A 16,479-nucleotide genomic window follows, 5' to 3' on the forward strand; every position below is an offset into this window, starting at 1 on the left:
GTGCGTCGGTGCGGGGGTGCTCCCAGGTCAACGCCCGCCCGTCGCGTGCGATTCCGGCCCCCCACGCGCGGAGTCCCCGTTCCGTCGGCGGGTTCCGTCGACGGAACGGGGACTCCGAGGGGACGGGCCCCCTCCGATGCCGGAGGGGAGCGCTCCCGGGCCCAGCCGTCCTGCCCGGGGGCGCTGCGCCGAGCGCGACCGGCGCCGCACCGGGGCGGTTGGCGCCACCCGCGCGCGTCACCGCCGGGGCCGAGCGAGGCCGACGTCGGCGGACCGCCCCGGGGCCGGCGGGGGGCGGACCGCGCCGCGAGGACCTCGAACTCCACCTCGAGCAGGAGCAGTTCCACCTCGTGCTCCGGATCCAGGAGCCAGGGGTCCTCCGGCGCCGGGTCCCCGGTCCCCGGCGCTGCGGGGACCGCGCCGGGGACCGGGGGCAGGACCGTGCAGGCGCTCACGCCGGCCTCAGCGGGAGATCGCCAGCTGGTCGTCGTCCTGCGTCTGGATCTGGATGCGGCGCGGCTTCGCCTTCTCCGCGACGGGGATGTGCAGGCTCAGCACGCCGTTGCGGTAGCCGGCCTGGATGCGCTCGGTGTCGAGGTTGTCGCCCAGGATCAGCTGCCGGCTGAACACGCCGCGCGGGCGTTCGGCTGCGATCATCTCTGCGGTGCCCTCCTGGACGGGGCGCTGCGCCTTCACCGTGAGGACGTTGCGCTCCACGTCGAGTTCCACCGACTCGGGGTCCACGCCGGGCAGGTCGAACTCCACCACGAACTCGTCACCCGTCCGCCAGGCGTCCATCGGCATCACCGCCGGCCGGGCCGACGTGCCGAGGAACTGCTGCGTGAGGCGGTCCAGCTCACGGAACGGGTCGGTGCGCATCAACATCACCATCACCTCCGGGTACGACCACTGCGATGCGCGAGGGTTCAGTCGCCGGGGGGTACCACGCACCTCCCGGCGCACTTCCAGGATTAGCACTCCCGGGCGTCGAGTGCAAGAGGAGAACGGCTGCGCTGCAGTGCTTCCCGTCGCGTCAGCGGAAGCGGCGGAGCAGCAGCAGGGCCCCCGTCACCGCGGCTGCGCCCCCCGCCACCGCGGACGCGCGCGCGCCGATCCGCACGGCGCGGCGCGACATCCGGAACTCGTGCACCGGCCAGTCGTGGACCCTGGCGTGGGCCCGCAGCGTCCGGTCCGGGTTCACCACCACCGGGTACCCGACCAGCGACAGCAGCGGCAGGTCGTTGGCGGAGTCGCTGTAGGCCGCGCACCGGCTCAGGTCCAGGCCCTCGCGCTCCGCGAGCAGCCGCACCGCCGCCGCCTTCGCGGGCCCGTGCACCGTCTCGCCCACCAGTCGGCCCGTGTAGCGCCCGTCCACGCTCTCCGCGACCGTGCCGATCGCGCCCGTGAGGTCCAGGCGGCGCGCGATGACGTCGGCGACCTCGACCGGGGCGGCCGTCACCAGCCACACCGGCTCCTCCCGCTCGCGGTGCGCGCGCGCGAGCGCCTGGGTGCCCGGCCAGATCCGGGCCGCGACGTACTCGTCGTACAGCTCCTCGCCGATGGCCTGGATCTCGGCCACCTCGTGGCCCGCGACGAACGCCAGCCCGAGCTCCCGGACCTCCACGAGGTGGCGCAGGTTCTCCCCGTGCATCGCGAAGGACAGCGCCCGGCGGGCCCAGAACCGCAGGTCCCGCGCCGTGAAGAACTTCCGGGCGTGCAGGGAGCGGGCGAACAGGAACAGCGAGGCACCGCGGATCATCGTGTTGTCGAGGTCGAAGAACGCCGCCGAGCGCTCGGGGCCGCTGCTTCCCGTCGCCCGCGCCGCGGCGGGGGCGAGATCCCTCATCGGCCCCGGCATGGGCAGCATCCTAGGAGGGCCTCGGCGGCACCGCCCCGCCCGCCGGGTGGGGGCCTACCCTCGCTCGCGTGAGCGGTGCGGGGGTCGGCGGTGCGGCGGCGAGCGGTGCCGACGCGGGGGACGGGGCCCGGGTGGTCCTGGTGGGCAGGGCGGGGTGCCACCTGTGCGAGGACGCCCGGGAGGTGGTCGGCAGGGTCGCCGCCGAGCAGGGGGTGGCCTGGCGGGAGGTCGACGTGGACGCCGACCCGGAGCTGCACCGCCGCTACACCGACATGGTCCCCGTGGTGCTGGTGGACGGGCGCGAGCACGACTTCGGCCGGGTCGACCCCGGCCGGCTGCGGACGGCGCTGCAGGGGCGGCGGTGGTGGCGCCGCGGACGGTGAGCGACCCGGGGGAGCGGCCGGGGAAGGGGTGTGAGAGGTTCGTCACCACCTCGCGGCGCGCCGTCGCGCGACTTTGTGCGCGCGTTCACAAACGCTTAGGCTGACCGTGTCCGAACCGGCAGCTAGTGCCACCACCCCGCGACACGAGGACGCCACGATCCGGTGAACATCGACGACGCGACGGTCGGCCCGCTCGGCGGGCCGCGTCCCGCGCAGGCGGCCACGGGGACGAGGGACGGTGCGGCGCCCGGTGGTGAGGACGGCGGACCCGGCGACGCAGGACGCGACGACGGCGCACGGGACGACCCCGGGCGCGGGGTTCCGGAGGCCACCGTCGCGCGGCTGCCGCAGTACCTGCGCGCGCTGACCGCCCTGGCCGAGCGCGGCACCGAGACCGTCTCCTCCGAGGCGCTCGCCGCCGCGGTGGGCGTGGGCTCCGCGAAGCTGCGCAAGGACCTGTCCCACCTCGGCAGCTACGGCACCCGCGGCGTCGGCTACGAGGTCGGCCACCTGCTGCGCCAGATCTCCGCGCACCTGGGGCTCACCCAGCACTGGAACGTCGTCATCATCGGCATCGGCAACCTCGGCCGGTCCCTGGCCGGCTACGGCGGCTTCGCCTCCCGCGGCTTCGGCGTGGTCGGCCTCTACGACGACTCCCCCGCGGTGGTGGGGGAGTGCGTCAACGGCCACGTCGTGCGCCCCCTGTCGGAGTTCGAGGTCCCCTCCGCCGGCTGCGCCACCATCGCCGTCCTGGCCGTTCCGGCGGCCGTGGCGCAGCGCGTCTGCGACCTGCTGGTGAGCGCGGGCGTCACCAGCATCCTCAACTTCGCCCCCGTCGTCCTCCACGTTCCCGAGGGGGTGCACGTGCGCCGCGTCGACCTCGCCTCCGAGCTGCAGATCCTCGCCTTCCACGAGCAGCGCAAGGCGGCTCCCGGCCGGACCACGGCGCTCGTGGACGGCGCGACGCTCGTCGACGGCGGGCGGCTCGGCTCGCGCGCCCTCGCCGGGCAGGCGCTCGACGGGCAGGCCCTGGAGGCCGCACTGCAGCCGTCGGCCGTCGGCACCCTGCCTCGGGCGGGGGCCACCCGGTGAGCCTCCTCGTCGTGGGCCTGTCCCACCGCACCGCTTCCCTCGACGTGCTCGAGCGCGCCGCCTTCGACGCGGCCGGCGCGCGGACCCTCGTGGCCGAGCTGCTCGCCGGCTCCCACGTCGGCGAGGCCGTCGTCCTCTCCACCTGCAACCGCGTCGAGGTCCACTGCGACGTGACGCGTTTCCACGGCGGCGTGGCCGACGTCGGTGCGGCGCTGTGCCGGCGCATCGGCGCCCCGCTGGAGGAGCTCGGCGACCAGCTCTACGTCCACTACGAGGACGCGGCCGTGGAGCACCTGTTCTCCGTCGCCTGCGGCCTGGACTCGATGGCGGTGGGCGAGAGCCAGATCCTGGGGCAGCTGCGTGCGGCCCTGCGGCAGCTGCAGGCCGACGGCGGGGCCGGGGGTGCGCTCGACGCCCTCCTCCAGCAGGCACTGCGGGTGGGCAAGCGCGCGCACACCGAGACGGGACTGGACGCCGCGGGCGGATCGCTCGTGGAGGCGTCGCTCAGCCGCGCCCGCGACGTGCTCGGCGACCTCGGCACCGCGCGGGCCGTCGTGGTCGGGGCGGGGGCGATGAGCGCGCTCGTGGCCACCACCCTGCACCGCGCCGGGGTGGGCTCCGCCTCCGGCGGGCTGGTCGTGGCCAACCGCACCGCCGAGCGCGCCGAGCGCCTGGCCGCCGCGGTCGCGGGCCGGGCCGCCGACCTCGCCGACCTGACCGCCGAGGTGGCCGCCGCCGACCTGGTGGTCTCCTGCACCGGCGCGGTCGGGCACGTCCTCGACGCCGCGACGGTCTCCGCGGGCCTGCCCGGGCGCGACGGGCGCCCGCTGGTGCTCGTCGACCTGGCGCTGCCCCGCGACATCGACCCCGCCGTGGCCGAGCTGCCCGGGGTGCACCTGGTGGGCCTGGAGGCGCTGGGCGCCGACCTGGCCGGTGCCGGGATCGGCGCGGACCTGCGCTCGGTGCGCCAGATCGTCGCCGAGGAGGTCGCCGCCTACGCCGCCGCCCGCCGCGCCGCCGACGTGGCGCCGACCGTGGTGGCGCTGCGCGCGCAGGCCCGGCACGTGGCCGAGGTGGAGCTGCGGCGGCTGGAGCAGCGCACCCGCGGCCTCGACCCGGTGCTGCGGGCGGAGGTGGAGCGGACGGTGCACCGCATCGTGGACAAGCTGCTGCACACGCCGACGGTGCGGGTGAAGGAGCTGGCCGAGGAGCCGGACGGCGCCGGGTACGCCGCCGCCCTGCGGGCGCTGTTCGACCTCGACGTCACCGCGGTCGCGCGCGTGGGCGAGGCGCCGCTCAGCGGGACCGTCGCCGACGCCGTGGGCGGCCACGCCCTGGGCGGTGCGCTGTGAGCGGCTCGCCCGCCCCCGCCACGAGCGCCCCGCTGCGCCTGGGCACCCGCCGCAGCGCGCTGGCCACCACCCAGAGCCGGCACGTGGCGGACCTCGTCGCGGCCGGCGGCTCCGCCGTGGACCTGGTGCTCGTCACCACCCACGGGGACGTCTCGACGGCGCCGCTGGCCACCATCGGCGGGACCGGCGTGTTCGTCTCCGCGCTGCGGGACGCGCTGGTGGCCGGGACCGTCGAGCTGGCCGTGCACTCCCTCAAGGACCTGCCCACCGCACCGCCCGACGGGCTGGTCGTGGCCGCGGTGCCGCCGCGGGAGGACCCCCGCGACGTGCTCGTCGCCGCGGGCGGGCGCACCCTCGCGGAGCTGCCCGCGGGGGCGCGGGTCGGCACCGGTTCCCCCCGCCGGCGCGCGCTGCTGCTGGACGCCCGCCCGGACCTCGACGTCGTCGCCGTCCGCGGCAACGTCGACACCCGGCTGGCGATGGTCCACGACGGCGCGCTGGACGCGGTGGTGCTGGCCGCGGCGGGACTGCGCCGCCTGGACCGCCTCGGCGAGGCGAGCGAGCTGCTGGACCCCGCCACGTTCGTGCCGGCCCCGGGGCAGGGGGCCCTGGCGGTGGAGTGCCGGGCCGACGACGAGGCGGTGCTGGCCGTCCTGCGCGGCCTGGACGACCCGCGCACCCGGGTGGCGGTGACCGCCGAGCGGACGCTGCTGGCGGCGCTGGAGGCGGGATGCTCCGCGCCGGTGGGGGCGTTCGCGCGGGTGCTGGACGGCGAGCCGGCCCGCCTGGAGCTGCGCGCCGCGGTCGCGTCGCCCGACGGCACCCTGCTGCGGGAGACCGCCGTCGCGGACCTGCCCGCGGCGAGCGCCGAGGAGGCCGCCGCCGCCCTCGGGCGGGACCTCGCCGCCCGACTGCTGCCCCACCTGACGGGCCCGGCTGCGCCCTCCGCGCCCCGGCCCGCCGACGACCTCAGTTCCCAGGGCTCAGCGCCGGGTTCCCTCCCCGGCCCTGACCGCCCCCGTGCCCAGTCCGACAGGGAGAGTGGCTCGTGAGCCCGACCGTGAAGAGTCCGAACCCGCCGGCGAGCGCCGGCGAGGGTGTCGTCGTCGGCGAGGTGCAGCTCGTGCCGGCCCCCGCAGCGGTCGTCGGCGTCTCGCTGGGGACCGCCCCGGAGGTCTCCGCCCCGGAGATCCCCGCCCCGCAGGTCGGCGCCCCCGACGGGGGGACGGCGCCGGCTCCCCGCTCCGGTGAGCGGGCGGGGCGTGGCTCGGCCGCCGCGGCGCAGCCCGTGGGGCAGGTCTCCTTCGTCGGCGCGGGACCCGGTGACCCGGGCCTGCTCACGGTGCGCGCCACGGAGCTGCTCGCCGAGGCCGACGTCGTCGTGCTGGACGTGCACTCCTCCGCCGAGGTGGTGCGCCGCTACGCCCGCGAGGACGTGCAGCTCGTCGACGCCGGTCGCGGCGACGACGGCCAGCCGCTGGCCCGCGCCGCCAGGGCACGCCTCGTGGTGCGCGGCGCGAAGGGCGGCTGCCGCGTGGTGCGGCTCATGGACGGCGACCCCACGACGTTCACCGGCATCGCCGAGGAGCTCGCCGCCTGCCGCAAGGCCGGTGTGCCGTTCGACCTGGTGCCCGGCGTCTCGGCCGTCAGCGCCGTCCCCGCCTACGCGGGGGTGCCCCTGACCGCGAGCGGCACCACCAGCCTGCACGTCGTGGACGCCGGCGGCCGCTCGGTCGACTGGGCGGCGCACGCCGGCTCCGGCTCGACGGTCGTCCTCCTCGGCAGCCCCGAGGACCTCGCCGCCGCCGCGGCGGCGCTGGTGGCGGCGGGCCGCCCGGCGAGCACGCCGGCCGCCCTCACCACCCACGGCACGACAACCACGCAGGCGACCGTCGCCACGACGCTGGACGGCCTCGCGCAGGCCGCCCGCGACGCCGACGCCGCCGTGCCGGTGCTGGCGGTCGTGGGCGACGTGGTGGACCTGCGCGAGCAGGCCTCCTGGTACGAGACGAAGCCGCTGTTCGGCTGGCGGGTGCTGGTGCCGCGCACCAAGCAGCAGGCGGGCGGGGTCACCACGCGCCTGGCCGAGCACGGCGCCACCTCCGACGTCGTGCCCACCATCTCGGTGGAGCCGCCGCGCACCCCGCAGCAGATGGAGAAGGCCGTCAAGGGCCTGGTGACCGGCCGCTACGAGTGGATCGGCTTCACGAGCGTCAACGCCGTGCGGGCCGTGCGGGAGAAGTTCACCGAGTTCGGCCTCGACGCGCGCGCGTTCTCCGGCCTGAAGGTCGCCGCCGTGGGCGGGGTGACGGCCGCGGCCCTGCGCGAGTGGGGCATCGAGCCGGACCTGGTGCCCGAGGAGGAGCAGTCCGCGACGGGCCTGCTCAAGGCGTGGCCGCCCTACGACGAGGTGCTGGACCCGATCAACCGGGTGTTCCTGCCCCGGGCGGACATCGCCACCGACACCCTCGTGGCCGGGCTGCAGGAGGCCGGCTGGGAGGTGGACGACGTCACCGCCTACCGGACCGTGCGCGCCGCGCCGCCCGCGGCCCCCGTCCGCGACGCCATCAAGTCCGGTGCCTTCGACGCGGTGGTCTTCACCTCCTCCTCGACGGTGCGCAACCTCGTCGGCATCGCGGGCAAGCCCCACCCGTCGACGGTCGTGGCCTGCATCGGCCCGCAGACGGCGAAGACCGCGGAGGAGCACGGCCTGCGCGTCGACGTCCTCGCGCCCGAGCCGAACGCGGAGGCCCTCGTGGACGCGCTCGCCGCGTACGGGGCGGCCCTGCGGCAGAGCGCGCTGGACGCCGGCGAGGTGCCGCAGCGGCCCAGCCAGCGCCGCGGCGGTGCCCGGCGCCGGGCCCGCTGATGACGGCCCCCGGCTCGTCCCCGGCCGGGGGCGGGGCGCCGGTCGTGCGACCGCGCAGGCTGCGCTCGACGCCCGCGATGCGCCGGCTGGTCACGGACGTGCGGCTGCACCCGAACGACCTGGTGCTGCCCCTGTTCGTGAAGGAGGGCCTGCGGGAGCCGCAGCCCATCGCCTCGATGCCGGGGGTGGTGCAGCACAGCCGCTCGTCCCTGGTGGCGGTGGCCCGCGAGGCCGTGGCCGCGGGGGTGGGTGGGCTGATGCTGTTCGGGGTGCCGGAGCGGCGCGACGCGCTCGGATCCGGCGGCGACGACCCCGACGGCATCCTCAACGTGGCGCTGCGCGACGTGCGAGAGGCGGTCGGCGACGAGACCGTGCTCATGTCGGACCTGTGCCTGGACGAGTTCACCGACCACGGCCACTGCGGGGTGCTGGACGCGGCGGGGCGCGTGGACAACGACGCGACGCTGGAGCGCTACGCCTCGATGGCGCTGGCGCAGGCCGCGGCGGGCGCCCACCTGCTGGGGCCCAGCGGGATGATGGACGGGCAGGTCGGGCACCTGCGGGCGGTCCTGGACGCGGGCGGTCGCAGCGACGTGGGCCTGCTGGCCTACGCGGTGAAGTACGCCTCGGCCTTCTACGGGCCGTTCCGCGACGCGGTGGACTCCCAGCTGAGCGGCGACCGGCGCACCTACCAGCAGGACCCGGCGGCGAACGTCGCCGAGGCGCTGCGCGAGGTGCGCCTGGACCTGGCCGAGGGCGCGGACCTGGTCATGGTGAAGCCGGGCCTGCCGTACCTGGACGTGGTGCGGGCGGTCGCCGACGTCGCGGACGTGCCGGTGGCGGCGTACCAGGTGTCGGGGGAGTACGCGATGGTCGAGTTCGCGGCGGCCGCCGGTGCGGTGGACCGCGAGCGCGCCGCGATGGAGAGCATGCTGGCGCTGCGCCGGGCGGGCGCGCAGGTGGTTCTCACGTACTGGGCGCTGGAGGCCGCGCAGCACTGGCTGGGCTGAGCCGGTTGGCTGGGCTGAGCCGGCCGCTGCGGCCGGGCGGTGCTGCTCAGGCGCCGGTGAGCGGGCCGAGCAGGGCGTAGGACGACGGCGTCATGAGGGGTTCGAGCACGTCCCAGGCGATGGTGTAGTCGCGCAGGCCGTGGCCGCCGAGCTGGTAGTCCTGGAACGAGACGACCATGCCGTCCGGCGTCGTCTGCCAGCTCGCCCAGTTCTCCCGCACGGGCTCCAGGCCGGCGTCGTCGACCGGCTGGTCCCGGGCGGCGGCGAAGCGGCGGACCTCCTCGGCGAGGGTGCCGAGGGCGGCGCGCTCGTCGGCGAACACCTGGTCGAGCGTGATGGGGCTGCCGTCGCGGGCGTCGAGGGTGACGGTGCTCACCGAGCCGGTGGGGTGGGCGGTGCCCTCGGTGAAGTCGGTGAAGACGTAGTGCACCTGCACGGTGCGCCCGTCGTTGGTGGTCACCACCCCGTCGCCGTCGAGGACGCGGGGCGGGTCCCCTGCCCGGACGGTGCGGCGGGCGGCCTGGACGGCGTGCTCCGCCGAGGCCAGCACCCGGCGGTTGACCTCGGCCGCGACGGGGGAGCCGGTGAAGCGGGGGACCTGGACGTCGTAGGTGAGGGAGCCCTCGGTGCGGGTGAGACGCAGCGGGGTGTCCGCGACGAGCCGCTGGCGCACCGGGGTGGGCGCCTCGCCGGTGGGGCCGTCCTGCGGCGTGCCGCTGCTGGCAGGGCTCTCGGGGGCCGGGCTCTCGGGGGTCGGTGTCGCCGGCGTGGCGGGAGCAGTTCCGGGGGCCTGCCCGGCGGGTGCCTGCGGCGCGCTGCACCCGGTCAGCGCCGCACCCAGAGCGAGCGCGGCCGTCCAGCCCGCGCTCCTGGCACCCCGTCGTCGGTCCACGGGGGGCAGGCTAGCCACCTGCCGTGCGCCGCGAGGCCGTGCCGGGCGAGCCGGTGGTGGGCGCCGTCCGCGGGTGCGCGCGCATCACCCGTTCGGAGCAGTGCGGTGGCGTTCGGGTGGAAGGACGGGCGCGGACGGGGTGCGGGAGGGCGGCGGTGGCTCAGTGGGCTGGCGGGACCTGCCGATGGTGGTCGGTGGGGCCGCGACGCGCGGCTCCGCTGGCGGGTGCGTGGGGGAGGTGCCGGCTCGTGGGCGGTGTGGACGACGAGGGGTCGATCACGTCGAGCTTCGGATGGGCGACGGACGCGCCGGATCCGACGCCGGCGCCTGCGGCGACCCCGGCGGTGCTGCCGGTCGCGGCCTCGGCGTCGCCCGGTGCGTCGGCGTCGCCCGGTGCGTTCCCGTTGCGCGCCCCGGCGGGACGGGTACCTCGGCCGCGGGGCCGGCCGCCGGTCGTGCCCCCGGGCCGGGCCGGCGGGCCGGGTTCCGCGGTGCCGGTGCCGGTGCCGGTGCCTGCGGGCGTGCCGGTGCCGGTGCCTGCGGGCGTGCCGGTGGGGGAGCCGGTGGTGGTGGCGTTCGCGCCGGCGGCGGGGTGGCGGGCTGCCGGCGGCTGGCGACGGGTGCTGGCGCTGCTGGCCGCTCCGGTGCTGCTGGCGGGTGGCGCGGCCGCGACGCTCATCGGACGGGGGCGCCTCGACGCCGGGCTCCACGCCGACCTGGTGCACGCGGGGGCGTGGGTGTGGCTGGTGCTGATGACGCTCGGGTGCTGGTCCGTCGCGCGGATCGTTCGGCCCTGTGCGGGCACGAGCGGCGAGCGGCAGGTGCGGCACGGGCTGGCTGCGGTGACGACCGCGTCGTGCGCGCTGGCGGGACTGGCGGGGATCGCGGGGGGCGGCTCCTTCGACGGCGGGCCCGCGGCGACCGGCATCCTCGTGCTCCTCGTCGTGCTCTGCGGACCGGGTCTCACGGTGGTGTGGGGGGTGGCCGCTGCGGCGGTCCGGTGGCGGGGGGCGCGGCCACCGCGGGCGTGAGCGCTCCCGGCCGCCCGGCGCGACCTCCCGGTGGGGCGGGGAGCGCCGGGCGGCGGGGAGGCGGCAGGATGTCCCCGTGACCACTCCTGAGAGCGCTCCCACGGCTGCCGCCCCCTACGCGGGGCGCCGCCTGCGGTGGGGCATCGCCGCCACCGGCGGCATCGCGCGCAGCTTCGCCGCCGACCTGCCCCTGCTCGACGGCAGCGAACTCGTCGCGGTCGCCTCCCGCACCCCCGAGCGGGCCGCGGCCTTCGCCGCGCAGGTGCCGCGCCACCCCGGCTCGCCCGCACCGCGGGCCCACGGCAGCTACGCCGGGCTCTTCGCCGACGAGGACGTGGACGTCGTCTACGTCGCCACCCCCCACTCCGCCCACCACGAGGTCGCCCTCGCCGCGATCGCCGCCGGCAAGCACGTCCTCGTCGAGAAGGCGTTCACCCTCACCGGCGCCCAGGCCCGCGACGTCGTCGCCGCCGCACGCGCGGCCGGGGTCTTCGCCTGCGAGGCGATGTGGGCGCGCTGGCAGCCCGGCGTCGTGCGGCTGCGCGAGCTCGTCGAGAGCGGCGCGGTCGGCTCCGTCCACCACGTGACCTCCTCGTTCGGCTTCCCGCTGCCCTTCGACCCGGCCCACCGCCTCTACGACCCGCTGCTCGGCGGGGGAGCGCTGCTGGACCTCGGCATCTACCCGCTGTCCTTCGCGTCGATGGTGCTGGGGGTGCCGGAGGAGGTCCGCGCCCTCGCCGCGGTCGGCGGCAGCGGCGTCGACGAGGCCGTCGGCTTCACCTGCCGCCACCCCGGCGGCGGGCTGTCCACCGGGCTGTCCACCCTGCGCGCCTCCGTGCCCGCCGCGGCCGTCGTCGCGGGCAGCTCCGGGCGCATCGTGGTGGAGGCGCCGTTCTTCCACCCCTCGGTGCTGCGCCTGGAGCGCGACGGGCACGAGCCCGAGGTGCTGGAGCTGGCCTGGGAGGGCGGCGGCTACCAGTTCGAGGCGGCCGAGGTGGAGCGCTGCCTGCGCGCGGGACTGCGCGAGAGCCCCGCGATGCCGCTGGCGGAGACCGTCGCCCTGATGGACCTCATGGACGAGGTGCGCCGGCAGGTGGGTGTCCGCTACGCCGGGGAGTGAGCCGGGGGGCTGTCGCCCCAGGGGGAGGGGCCACGTACGATCCGCCCGGTCGCCAGCAGCGGCGCCAGCTCCTCGGCCGGCGCCGGGCGGCACAGCAGGAAGCCCTGCGCATGGGCGCAGCCGAGGTCGCTGACGGCCGCGAGCTGCTCCGGGGTCTCCACCCCCTCGGCGATGCTGGTGATGTCCAGGCGCTCCGACAGCTGCGCCAGCGCGTGCACCACCGCGCTGGAGCCCGCCGCCGGCAGGCCCTTCACGAGGGAGCGGTCCAGCTTCAGCGTGTCGAACGGCAGCTGCTGCAGCCAGGCGATGGCCGTCTGCCCCGCGCCGAAGTCGTCGAGGCCCACGTGCAGGCCCTGCTCCCGCAGCCGGTGCAGGGTGCTCACCAGCCGGGGCTGGTCGGAGGCGAGCAGCCGCTCGGAGATCTCCAGCTCGAGGCCCTCCGGGGCGGGCCGGTGGCGGGAGATCATCTCCTCCACGGTGGCGGCGAAGGCCGGGTCGTGCAGCTGCCGGCCCGCCACGTTGAGGCTCACCCGCGGTGCGTCGGGCAGCTCCCGCTGCCAGCGCGCGGCCTGGGCGATGCCCGCCTCCAGCACCCACGTGCCGAGGTCCACGATCAGCCCGGTCTCCTCCGCCACGGGCAGGAAGTCCCCGGGCGCGATCATCTGCCGGCCGGGGGGCTGCCAGCGCAGCAGCGCCTCGACGTGGCTGATCCGGCCGTCGCGCAGGTCGATGATGGGCTGCCAGTGCAGCTGCAGCTCCTCCTCCGCCAGCGCCCGGCGCAGTCCGGCCTCCGTGTCGAGGCGGTGCCGCCAGTGCGCGCGCATGGAGGGGGTGAAGGCCTCCACCCGGGCCCGCCCGGCGCGCTTGGCCTCGAAGAGCGCCGCATCCGCCTCGGAGAGGGCGTCCTGGCCGGTGCTGTCCGGGCGCAGCACCGTCACCCCCATCGAGGTGGTGACGGTGGCGGCCTGCCCGGCCAGGCGGTAGTCGCCGTGCAGCGCGGACTGGATGCGCTCGGCGACGGTGAGGGCGTCGGTGTCGGAGTCGAGGTCCTCGCAGAGGACGACGAACTCGTCCCCGCTGAAGCGGGCGACGACGTCGCTGGGCCGCAGCGCGGAGCGCAGCCGCTTGGCGACGTCCACCAGCAGGGCGTCGCCGGCGTCGTGGCCGAGGCTGTCGTTGACCATCTTGAAGTGGTCCACGTCGCAGAACAGCAGGGCGGTGCGGTGCTCCGCCCGGCTGGCGCGGGCGATGCAGTGGGCGAGCAGCTCGTCCAGGAAGCGGCGGTTGGGCAGGCCGGTGAGCGTGTCGTGCATGGCCTCGTGGGCGAGGCGGTGCTCCAGCGCCCGCGTCTGCGTGACGTCGCGCCAGTTCGCCAGGACGCCGCCGATGGCGGGGTCGGCCGCGCGGTTGGTGACCCTGGCCTCGATCCAGCGCCGGGAGCCGTCGGCGGCGCGGACCTGCAGGGTGACGGTGGCGGTCTCCTCGGGGCTGGCGGCCAGGACGGCGGCGAAGGTCTCCTCGGCGAGGGCGTGGTGCTCGGGGACGATGAACTCGCGGTAGTGCATGTGCGCGGCCCGCTCGGGCGCGTAGCCCATGAGCCGCGCGAAGTTGGGGCTGACGTAGCGGGTCTCGCCCTGGGGGCCGATGACGTGCACGACGTCGCTGGCCTGCTCCACCAGGGCCCGGTAGCGGCGCTCGCTCCACGCGAGGTCCCGCACGGCGCGCTCGGTCTCGGTGACGTCGCGGAAGCCGACGACGAGCAGGCCGTCCACGCCGTGGGCCTCGACCTCGAAGTGCCGCTCCGTCAGGTGCGGGTGCTGCGGGGACGTGAAGACGGTGTCGACCGTGCGGGTGCCGCCGTCGGCGACGACCTCCCGGTAGACCTGGTGCAGGTCGCCCCTCGCCGCGGGGAAGATCTCGTGCAGGCGGCGGCCGGTGAGGGGGCCGACGCCCAGCTCCTCGCGGCAGCGCTCGTTGTCGTGGAGGACCTCGAAGTCGGTGCCGGGGTCGCCGGGGTCCACGGGCCGGCAGATCGCCAGCCCGGTGGTGGTGCTGGCGGTGGCGGCGGAGAGCAGCGCCGCCGCGAACGCGGCGAAGCCGGTGGGGCCGGAGCCGGGCAGGCCGGGAGCGGGGTCGTCGGGGGCTGCCCCGTCGTCCCCGGGCCGCGACCGTCCGCCGTCCACCCCTGTCCCCGCCGTTCTGCGCGCCGTGGTTCCCCGGTCACGGTAGGGCAGAAACCGCGACCGTGTGTCATGGAACCGTCACGATCCGCTCCGGCCGCTCCGCTAGCTCCCGGGGCGCCGATGCGCGAGGCTCGGGACATGACGAGGCCGCGGTCGTGGACGAGGTGCGCCCGATGACGGGGTGCCCGCGATGAGGGGACGGCGCCGATGACCGGCACGGTCCTGCTGCTCGCCGGGCCCGCGGGGGCGGGGAAGTCCACCCTCGCCCGGCGCTGGTGCGCCACCCGCCGGCTCGCCGCCCACGTCGAGGTCGACGCCGTCTGGGAGATGGTGCGGCAGGGCCGGGTCGACCCCCGCGACGCCCACCACCCCGACCAGTCCAGGCAGTGGCTCGCCGCCGTGCGCGCCACCTGCGCGCTCGCCCGCTCCTACGCCGACTCCGGCCTCGACGTCGTCGTCGACGACGTGCTGCGGCCCAGCGACGCCCGGGGCGTGTGGGAGCCCGAGCTGCACGGGCTGCCGCTGCGGCTGGTAGCGGTGCTGCCCTCCCTGCGCGCCTGCCTGGAGCGCGGCGCGCAGCGCGGCAAGGAGGTGCCGGAGGCCCTCGTGCGGCTGCAGTACGAGGCGTCGCGGCGCTGGGAGAGCGAGCGGCAGCTCGACACCACGGGGCAGGACGTCGAGGAGAGCGCGGCGGCGCTCGTGCGCCTGGCGGAGGACCCCGCCGCGGTCTGGCCCTGACGCCGGGGGTGGCCCCCGGGCTGCGACGTGCCAGGATCGGCCGGTGAGCGAGGACGTCCCGCTGGTCCAGGTGCACCTGCTCGGGCTGCCGCTGCAGTCGCGGGCGCTGTTCGTGCAGCACCTGGAGGGGCTCGTGCGGGAGCTGGCCCTGGTCCAGATCGGGGAGCAGGCCCACCACAACACCGCCCTGCCGCCGCGGCTCCTGGAGGTCGCGGGGGAGCTGCGCGGTGCCTACGCCCCCTTCCAGGCGGGCCCGGCGGCGGTCATGGAGGCGGCGCTGGCCAGGGGAGCGGACTTCTGCGACGTCACCTACACCGTGCCGGCGCGGGTCGGCGCCTTCGCGCGGCGCCTGGCGCAGGTGCTGGACGAGGCCGACGACTTCTGCCGCAGCGAGCAGCACCTGCTCACCCTGCCCGCCTCGCAGGAGGTGGTGGCCTACCGCGGCTGGCTGCTGGGGGAGTTCCAGCGGCAGGCGGCCGGGCAGCCGCCGCGCCCCTGGCGGCGGGCGTCCTCGCACCGGGTGCCGGCGCAGGTCCCCGCGAGCGCCGCCGCCCCGGCCCCGGCGCTCGTTCCCGGGCCGGCCCCGGAGCGGGACGGTGCGCGGGCCGCGGCCAGCACGGCCGCTCCGGGTGAGCGCCCGGGTGAGCGCCCGGGTGAGCGCCCGGGTGAGGTGGTGGGGCAGCCGCTGGTGATGGAGTCGGTGGCCAGCAGCGTCGCCGCCGCCCGCCGCTACGTCCGCCACGTCCTGGGCCGGCTGGACGCCGGGGCCCTGGAGGAGTCCGCGGAGCTGGGCGTCTCCGAGCTGGTGACCAACGCGATGCTGCACGCCCGCACCCGCTTCACCGTGGCCGTGCGCGTCATGCCCTCCGGGCGGGTGCGGATCGAGGTCACCGACTCCTCCGCCGTCCCCCTCCAGCAGCGCCGGTTCGCGGGGCTGGCGACCACGGGACGCGGCCTGCGGCTGGTGGCCTCGCTGTCCTTCGACTGGGGCATCGAGGAGCTGCCCGGCGAGGGCCCCGCAGGGCCCGCCCGCGGCAAGACGGTGTGGTTCGAGCCGCAGGAGACGGGTGGCCCGGACCCCCTCGCCGAGCAGGACTGGGCCCTGGAGCTGGAGGGGCTGCTGTAGGCGCGGCTCAGGTGAGCTCCGGCAGGAGCACATGGACGACGAGCCCCGCGGCCGCCGCCGTCAGTGCCACCGCGACCGGCAGGTGCCGCACCGGCGCCGGTCCCGTCGGCTCCGGCGCCGCGGTGGCCACCCCGCGCCGGCGCGGCCACGTCCAGCCCAGCACCCCGAGGGACAGCACCGCCGCAGCGCAGGCCGCGACGGCCGCCACCTGCGCGTGCGTCCCTCCCCCCGCGGGGACCCACCGCGGGAGCAGCGCCAGCTCGACCAGCGCACCCACCGGGACGACCGCACCGGCGAGGAGGCCCAGGAGGGTGGGGCTGCGGGTCAGGGCCCCGACGAGCCCGAGACCGGGGCCCGTCACGGCGATCGCGACGAGCCAGTGCTCGACCTCCCCGGCGGAGCTCGTGAACGGCCGGTCCAGGAGGACCGCCTCCGCTGCGTAGAAGGCCAGCACCGCGGCCACGGCCGAGAGGATCGCGGCGGCCACCGCAGGCAGGTGCGCCCGCGCGATCCAGCCTGCGAGCACCATCAGGCCGGCCCAGGCCCAGCCGGCGTTCAGGACGTGGGTGAGCGGCGTCTCCACCCGCTCCGCAGCCGACGCCGCCACCCTCGTCCACGAGCCCATGCCCGGACCGTAGGGCGGGTCGCAGGCCCGGCACCGGCGCCTTCACGGGCCTCGCGTGCACACGGCCCCGTACCTGCACGGGGACGTCACGCAGCGGCACGGGTGCGGCCACTCCGGGTGCCGACGGTGGTCCGGCCGCCCTCGCAGGCCCGGACGCGGGTGGGCGTGAGGCGGCTCACCCGCCCCGGCGGACGCCCCGG

Annotated in this window: 15 protein-coding genes; 10 read left to right on the plus strand and 5 right to left on the minus strand. The window is 77.1% G+C overall.

Features of this window, described 5'->3' with window-relative positions:
- Nucleotides 1-462: 462 nt before the first annotated feature.
- Both CLV92_RS14505 and CLV92_RS14510 read right to left on the minus strand, forming a co-directional pair.
- Nucleotides 463-885, minus strand: a complete 423-nt coding sequence (locus CLV92_RS14505) for an Hsp20/alpha crystallin family protein (RefSeq protein WP_104433771.1) — start codon at nucleotides 883-885, stop codon at nucleotides 463-465.
- 148 nt (nucleotides 886-1,033) lie between these two features.
- The gene (locus tag CLV92_RS14510) at nucleotides 1,034-1,858 is read right to left on the minus strand and encodes an HAD family hydrolase (RefSeq protein ID WP_245886826.1); all 825 of its coding nucleotides are present in this window, start codon (nucleotides 1,856-1,858) and stop codon (nucleotides 1,034-1,036) included.
- A gap of 68 nt (nucleotides 1,859-1,926) precedes the next feature.
- On the opposite strand from CLV92_RS14510, the gene CLV92_RS14515 reads away from it, so the two are divergent.
- The 6 genes from CLV92_RS14515 (at nucleotide 1,927) to hemB (ending at nucleotide 8,564) form a co-directional block, all read left to right on the plus strand.
- Nucleotides 1,927-2,241, plus strand: coding sequence for a glutaredoxin family protein (locus CLV92_RS14515; RefSeq protein WP_104433775.1), 315 nt, complete (start codon nucleotides 1,927-1,929; stop codon nucleotides 2,239-2,241).
- Nucleotides 2,242-2,583: 342 nt separating this feature from the next.
- Nucleotides 2,584-3,333 carry a redox-sensing transcriptional repressor Rex gene (locus CLV92_RS14520; RefSeq protein ID WP_104433892.1) on the plus strand — a complete coding sequence of 250 codons (750 nt, stop codon included), beginning with the start codon at nucleotides 2,584-2,586 and terminating at the stop codon, nucleotides 3,331-3,333.
- Entirely contained in the window at nucleotides 3,330-4,685 is a 1,356-nt protein-coding gene (locus tag CLV92_RS14525) for a glutamyl-tRNA reductase (protein ID WP_104433777.1), read from the plus strand. Before CLV92_RS14520 ends, CLV92_RS14525 begins: the two co-directional genes overlap by 4 nt.
- Entirely contained in the window at nucleotides 4,682-5,737 is a 1,056-nt protein-coding gene (gene hemC, locus CLV92_RS14530) for a hydroxymethylbilane synthase (RefSeq protein ID WP_104433779.1), read from the plus strand. The genes CLV92_RS14525 and hemC overlap by 4 nt, the downstream gene beginning before the upstream one ends.
- 236 nt (nucleotides 5,738-5,973) lie before the next feature.
- Nucleotides 5,974-7,554: a bifunctional uroporphyrinogen-III C-methyltransferase/uroporphyrinogen-III synthase gene (locus tag CLV92_RS14535; protein ID WP_342762347.1), complete on the plus strand. Its 1,581-nt coding sequence runs from the start codon at nucleotides 5,974-5,976 to the stop codon at nucleotides 7,552-7,554.
- The gene (hemB, locus tag CLV92_RS14540; RefSeq protein ID WP_104433781.1) at nucleotides 7,554-8,564 is read left to right on the plus strand and encodes a porphobilinogen synthase; all 1,011 of its coding nucleotides are present in this window, start codon (nucleotides 7,554-7,556) and stop codon (nucleotides 8,562-8,564) included. Before CLV92_RS14535 ends, hemB begins: the two co-directional genes overlap by 1 nt.
- Before the next feature lie 46 nt (nucleotides 8,565-8,610).
- Here hemB and CLV92_RS14545 read toward each other — a convergent pair whose 3' ends face one another.
- Nucleotides 8,611-9,456, minus strand: a complete 846-nt coding sequence (locus CLV92_RS14545) for an RsiV family protein (protein WP_146099554.1) — start codon at nucleotides 9,454-9,456, stop codon at nucleotides 8,611-8,613.
- Between the two features lie 521 nt (nucleotides 9,457-9,977).
- On the opposite strand from CLV92_RS14545, the gene CLV92_RS14555 reads away from it, so the two are divergent.
- Both CLV92_RS14555 and CLV92_RS14560 read left to right on the plus strand, forming a co-directional pair.
- Complete coding sequence (locus CLV92_RS14555) at nucleotides 9,978-10,487, plus strand: hypothetical protein (protein WP_146099555.1); 510 nt, start codon at nucleotides 9,978-9,980, stop codon at nucleotides 10,485-10,487.
- A gap of 76 nt (nucleotides 10,488-10,563) precedes the next feature.
- Nucleotides 10,564-11,607, plus strand: coding sequence for a Gfo/Idh/MocA family protein (locus tag CLV92_RS14560; RefSeq protein ID WP_211291139.1), 1,044 nt, complete (start codon nucleotides 10,564-10,566; stop codon nucleotides 11,605-11,607).
- Here CLV92_RS14560 and CLV92_RS14565 read toward each other — a convergent pair.
- Nucleotides 11,592-13,790: a putative bifunctional diguanylate cyclase/phosphodiesterase gene (locus tag CLV92_RS14565; RefSeq protein ID WP_104433789.1), complete on the minus strand. Its 2,199-nt coding sequence runs from the start codon at nucleotides 13,788-13,790 to the stop codon at nucleotides 11,592-11,594. The two genes, CLV92_RS14560 and CLV92_RS14565, sit on opposite strands and share 16 nt — an antisense overlap.
- Nucleotides 13,791-13,997: 207 nt before the next feature.
- Between CLV92_RS14565 and CLV92_RS14570 the strand changes: the two genes are divergently transcribed.
- Together CLV92_RS14570 and CLV92_RS14575 are read left to right on the plus strand one after the other, a co-directional pair.
- Complete coding sequence (locus tag CLV92_RS14570; protein ID WP_104433791.1) at nucleotides 13,998-14,528, plus strand: AAA family ATPase; 531 nt, start codon at nucleotides 13,998-14,000, stop codon at nucleotides 14,526-14,528.
- 43 nt (nucleotides 14,529-14,571) lie between these two features.
- The gene (locus CLV92_RS14575; RefSeq protein ID WP_104433793.1) at nucleotides 14,572-15,654 is read left to right on the plus strand and encodes an ATP-binding protein; all 1,083 of its coding nucleotides are present in this window, start codon (nucleotides 14,572-14,574) and stop codon (nucleotides 15,652-15,654) included.
- Between the two features lie 7 nt (nucleotides 15,655-15,661).
- On the opposite strand, the gene CLV92_RS14580 is transcribed toward CLV92_RS14575, so the two are convergent.
- Entirely contained in the window at nucleotides 15,662-16,279 is a 618-nt protein-coding gene (locus tag CLV92_RS14580) for a hypothetical protein (protein ID WP_146099556.1), read from the minus strand.
- Between the last annotated feature and the right edge of the window lie 200 nt (nucleotides 16,280-16,479).

Source organism: Kineococcus xinjiangensis, from assembly GCF_002934625.1.
Taxonomy (GTDB): Bacteria; Actinomycetota; Actinomycetes; order Actinomycetales; family Kineococcaceae; genus Kineococcus_A; species Kineococcus_A xinjiangensis.

Excerpts from the sequence above, each read along its gene's own strand:
- CLV92_RS14505 (WP_104433771.1), bottom strand. The coding sequence starts at position 885 with ATGTTGATGCGCACCGACCCGTTCCGTGAGCTGGACCGCCTCACGCAG.
- CLV92_RS14510 (WP_245886826.1), bottom strand. The coding sequence starts at position 1,858 with ATGCCGGGGCCGATGAGGGATCTCGCCCCCGCCGCGGCGCGGGCGACG.
- hemB (WP_104433781.1), top strand. The coding sequence starts at position 7,554 with ATGACGGCCCCCGGCTCGTCCCCGGCCGGGGGCGGGGCGCCGGTCGTG.
- CLV92_RS14570 (WP_104433791.1), top strand. The coding sequence starts at position 13,998 with ATGACCGGCACGGTCCTGCTGCTCGCCGGGCCCGCGGGGGCGGGGAAG.
- CLV92_RS14580 (WP_146099556.1), bottom strand. The coding sequence starts at position 16,279 with ATGGGCTCGTGGACGAGGGTGGCGGCGTCGGCTGCGGAGCGGGTGGAG.